The organism is Rhodoferax sp. (assembly GCF_039922535.1).
Classification (GTDB): Bacteria; Pseudomonadota; Gammaproteobacteria; order Burkholderiales; family Burkholderiaceae_C; genus Rhodoferax_B.
The window spans coordinates 1-4,839 of record NZ_JBDTEM010000393.1 but is presented as its reverse complement, the minus strand read 5'-3'; the positions used below and the strand labels follow the sequence as shown (position 1 = coordinate 4,839).

Below are 4,839 nucleotides of genomic sequence, written 5' to 3'. Positions count from 1 at the left end.
GAGGTGTACCGCGCCCGGGTCTACGCCAAGCTGGGCGTGCGTTCGGCCGCGGAAGTAGCGACGCTGCTGGCACGGGGCTGAAATTTATAGAAAATCAGCCTCTAGCGCATACACCACCTGCGCTGGCAGCTATTAAATCAATAGCAAGCAGCGCCAGGTTTTACTACTTGCCGTAGGTCAGCACGTAGAACTTGTCGTCAAAAAACGTGTTCGCGTAGTAGGGTGAGACGCTGGTGGTGATCTTCTTGGCGTAGTCGGCACTACCCTCGGCCGTGATGGCGTAGACCTTCTTGGTGGTGTGGTCCATGGCCATGGTGCGCACCCCGGCCTGGGTGCCCAGGGCTTCGGACGGCTTGTAGGTGTTGGCATCCACCTGCTCAAACACGTTCCTCACCGCGTTCACCCCGTTGGCCAAAAACACCCGCTTCAGGCCTGCGTCATAGACCACTTCGTCGTTGCCTGCGCCGATCTCGGCGGTGTAGAAGATGGCACCGGTGTCGGCATCCATCACCGCAAACGAGGGCTTGACCGTGGCACTGCCACGGCACCCCAGAAAGATGCGGTGGTTGGCGGCATCCAGCGCCAGGCCGTTGCATAGACCCAGCTCAGGCCGCACCACATTCACCACCAAAAATACAAGGAAAATAGCCCGCCAGCGCATATCTCACCTGCACAAGCGGCTCATATATTTATAGCAACTCCACCGCCAATGCTGTCGCCTCGCCGCCACCAATACACAGGGTGGCCACACCCCGGCGCATCCCCTGGGCTCGCAGCGCGTACAGCAGCGTCACCAGAATCCGCGCACCGCTGGCGCCGATGGGATGGCCCAGCGCGCAGGCACCGCCGTGGACATTGACGCGGCTGTGCGGCAGGTCCAGCTCGGCCATCAATGCCATCGGCACCACGGCGAAGGCTTCGTTGATTTCCCACAGGTCCACGTCGGCCACGCCCCAACCCGTCTTGGCCAGCAGCTTCTGCACAGCGCCCAACGGCGCGGTGGCAAACCAGCCCGGGGCCTGCGCAAAAGTAGCGTGGCCCACGATGCGTGCCAGCGGCTGCACACCCATCTGCGCGGCGGTGGAGGCGCGGGCCAACACCAGGGCGGCGGCCCCGTCGCTGATGGATGAACTGCTGGCGGCGGTGATCGTGCCGTCGGTTTGGAAGGCAGGTTTCAGCGTGGGGATTTTGTCCAGCCGGATCTTGCCCGGCGCTTCATCGGTGTTGATTTCAACGCCTTTGGCCAGCACAGGCGCAATTTCGGCCGCAAATGCGCCCGACTGGATCGCCGCCTGCGCCCGCTGCGCGCTCGCAGTAGCAAACGCATCCTGCGCCGCCCGGGTAAAGCCGTATTTCGCTGCGCAGTCTTCCCCAAAGCTGCCCATGGAACGGCCCGGCTCGTAGGCGTCTTCCAGCCCGTCCAGCAGCATGTGGTCCAGCACCTGGCCGTGGCCGATGCGGATGCCACTGCGCGCCTTGGGCAGCAGGTGTGGCGCGTTCGTCATGCTCTCCATGCCACCTGCGACGATGAGGTCGTGCGAACCGGCCACCAGCATGTCGTGCGCCAGCATGGCGGCAAATAGGCCCGATCCGCACATCTTGGACAGCGTGACCGCCCCCGTGCTCTGCGGCAGCCCGCCCTTGAAAGCCGCCTGCCGCGCCGGAGCCTGCCCCTACCCGGCCATCAGGCAGTTGCCGAACACCACCTGGTCCACGCGCGCCGGGTCCACGCCCGCCCGCGCCACCGCCGCCCGGATGGCGACCCCGCCCAGGTCGTGCGCCGCCAGTGGCGCAAAAGCCCCCTGGAACGCACCCATGGGGGTGCGGGCGGCGGCGAGGATGACGATGGGGTTGGTAGTGGGCATGGTGGCGTTCCTTTACGTCCCACTCTACCCCTGCGCGATCGGGATCACACCATTGATCGGTACATAGATCTCCCCACCGCCGCTTTTGAACTCTTGCGACTTCTCCAGCATGCCTTGTTCGGCGGCAGCCGCTTCGCTCACGCCCAGGTTTTTGGCGTATTCACGCACCTCTTGCGTGATCTTCATCGAGCAGAACTTCGGTCCGCACATGGAGCAGAAATGCGCTACCTTGGCCGAGTCTTTGGGCAGGGTTTCGTCGTGGAATTTCTTGGCCGTTTCGGGGTCCAGCGACAGGTTGAACTGGTCCATCCAGCGGAACTCGAAGCGCGCCTTGGACAGCGCGTCGTCGCGGTAGCGCGCACCCGGGTGGCCCTTGGCCACGTCGGCGGCATGGGCAGCGATCTTGTAGGTGATGATGCCGGTCTTCACGTCGTCGCGGTCCGGCAGACCCAGATGTTCCTTGGGCGTGACGTAGCAGAGCATGGCGGTGCCGAACCAGCCGATCATCGCCGCGCCAATGCCGCTGGTGATGTGGTCGTAGCCGGGCGCGATGTCGGTGGTCAGCGGGCCCAGGGTGTAGAACGGGGCTTCATGGCAATGCTTCAATTGCTCGGTCATGTTCTCTTGCACCATGTGCATGGGCACGTGGCCGGGGCCTTCGATCATCACTTGCACATCTTGCTGCCAGGCTTTTTGCGTCAGCTCGCCCAGGGTGCGTAGCTCGGCAAACTGGGCTTCGTCATTGGCATCGGCACCGGAGCCGGGGCGCAAGCCGTCGCCCAGCGAATAGCTGACGTCGTAGGCTTTCAGGATCTCGGTCATTTCATCGAAGTGGGTGTAGATGAAATTCTCTTTGTGGTGGGCGATACACCACTTGGCCATGATGGAGCCGCCGCGCGAGACGATGCCGGTCATACGGTTCGCGGTGAGGTGGATGAAGGGCAGGCGCACACCGGCGTGCACCGTGAAAGAGTCCACGCCCTGCTCGGCCTGCTCGATCAGCGTGTCGCGGAAGATTTCCCAGGTCAGGTCTTCGGCCACGCCACCCACTTTTTCCAGCGCCTGGTAGATCGGCACGGTGCCGATGGGCACGGGCGAATTGCGGATGATCCAGTCGCGGGTGGTGTGGATGTTTTTGCCGGTGGACAAATCCATCACCGTGTCCGCGCCCCAGCGGATCGCCCAGACCAGTTTCTCTACCTCTTCTTCGATGCTGGAGGTGACGGCGGAGTTGCCGATGTTGGCGTTGATCTTGACCAGGAAGTTGCGGCCAATCGCCATGGGCTCAACTTCGGGGTGGTTGATGTTCAGCGGGATCACGGCGCGGCCACGGGCCACTTCGGAGCGCACGAACTCGGGGGTCATGACCTTGGGGATGCTGGCACCGAAGCTGTTGCCTGCCAGGCGCTTATCGCGCTCGGTGTTGGCCGCATATTGCTCCATCCATTCCAGCTTCTGGTTCTCGCGCAGCGCGACAAATTCCATCTCGGGGGTGATGATGCCTTTACGGGCGTAGTGCATCTGCGAGACGTTGGCGCCAGCTTTTGCACGGCGCGGCGTGCGCTGCAGGCCAGAGGCCTGGGCACGCAGCAGGTTGAGCGCGGCGTTCTCGTCGCTCTTGCGGCCATCGTCCAGCGCATTCAGGATGCGGGCGGCATAGGTTTCGGTGTCGCCCCGGTCCGCAATCCAGCCTGCGCGCAGGGCCTGCAAACCGGCACGTACGTCGATGCGGGCGTGGGCATCGGTATAGGGGCCGGAGGTGTCGTAGACCGTGACGGCCTCGCCGTTGCTCTGCATGATTTCGCGCAGTGGCACGCGCAGGTCGGGGCGGCTGCCCTGGATGTAGCGCTTGGTGCTTGCCGGCAGCGGATCGCAGGCGTAGCTGAGCAGTTGGGCAAATTTGTCGGGGGCGTTCATGGGGAATCTCCTGTTGAAGTGGAGCCCAGAATGCGCAGCCAGACCGCGCAAACCCCCAAGGAGATGCCCACTCAAGGACATGGTGACGGCCACGCCCCCGCACAGGGGCCATGTCGTCAAGCTCTTCTTACGCTGGTATGAACCAGATCAAGTTCGCGGGTTTGGATTCCATCTCAGCGCAACACTGCGCACCCCGGGCGGGTCGCAGTGTACGCGATCAGTTGTGCGAAGGAAACCTTTTGTCCTGCTCGTACGGGAACACATCAAACACGTAGCCGGCCTGGATACGCTCCTTGTGCGCCTGCCAAAAACCGGCATCCAGCAGGTCGGCGTGGTGGCGCATGAAGGCTTCACGCACCAGCGGGTTGCCCAGCAGAAAGGGGGCAAAGGTTTCGGGGAATACGTCCTTGGGGCCCACCCGGTACCAAATCTCGCCGCTCATCTCTTCCTCTTCGGTGCGCGGCAAGGGCACGGTGCGGAAGTTGCAGTCGGTGATGTATTCGATCTCGTCATAGTCGTAGAACACCACCTTGCCGTGGCGCGTCACGCCAAAGTTCTTCCACAGCATGTCGCCGGGGAAAATATTGGCGGCCACCAGGTCCTTGATGGCGTTGCCATATTCGATGACCGAGCGCTCGATCTGGGCACGGGCGCGGCGGTCGTCCGGGCCCGCGTCAAAGGCCTCTTGCAGGTAGATGTTGAGCGGGATCATGCGGCGCTCGATGTAGACGTGCTTGATCACCACCTCCATCTGCCCATCACCGTCCCGGTCGCTGATTTCCAGCTGGCTGGGGGCGAACTTCCGCAGCTCGGCAATTACTTCGTCGCTGAACCGGGCACGCGGAAAAGCCACCTCGCTGGACTCCAGCGTGTCGGCCATGCGGCCCACGCGGTCGTGCTGCTTGACCAGCAAATACTTGGCCTTGACCTGCTCGCGGCTGGTGTCTTTTTGCGGCGGGTAAAAGTCCTTGATGACCTTGAACACGTAGGGGAAGGACGGCATGTCAAACACCAGCATCACCATGCCCTTGATGCCCGGCGCAATGCGGAACTGGTC

The 4,839-nt window shown here is 63.0% G+C and carries 3 protein-coding genes, 1 pseudogene and 1 riboswitch; all 4 genes and pseudogenes read right to left on the bottom strand.

Annotated elements, in window-relative coordinates:
* Positions 1–163 precede the first annotated feature (163 nt).
* Entirely contained in the window at positions 164–661 is a 498-nt protein-coding gene (locus ABI213_RS18670; RefSeq protein WP_348028201.1) for a hypothetical protein, read from the bottom strand.
* Between the two features lie 28 nt (positions 662–689).
* Positions 690–1,865 (bottom strand): annotated as a pseudogene (locus ABI213_RS18665) (acetyl-CoA C-acyltransferase).
* Positions 1,866–1,889: 24 nt separating this feature from the next.
* On the bottom strand, positions 1,890–3,782 hold the full coding sequence (gene thiC / locus ABI213_RS18660; protein WP_348028199.1) for a phosphomethylpyrimidine synthase ThiC: 1,893 nt from the start codon (positions 3,780–3,782) through the stop codon (positions 1,890–1,892).
* Positions 3,783–3,890: 108 nt separating this feature from the next.
* Positions 3,891–3,988: riboswitch (TPP riboswitch) on the bottom strand.
* 11 nt (positions 3,989–3,999) lie between these two features.
* Positions 4,000–4,839 (bottom strand): isocitrate dehydrogenase kinase/phosphatase-domain containing protein (locus ABI213_RS18655; RefSeq protein ID WP_348028197.1); only part of this gene is annotated, 840 nt, incomplete at its 5' end.

Bases quoted from the DNA above. Each gene is read 5' to 3' on its own strand.
- ABI213_RS18670 (WP_348028201.1), bottom strand. From the start codon at position 661: ATGCGCTGGCGGGCTATTTTCCTTGTATTTTTGGTGGTGAATGTGGTG.
- thiC (WP_348028199.1), bottom strand. From the start codon at position 3,782: ATGAACGCCCCCGACAAATTTGCCCAACTGCTCAGCTACGCCTGCGAT.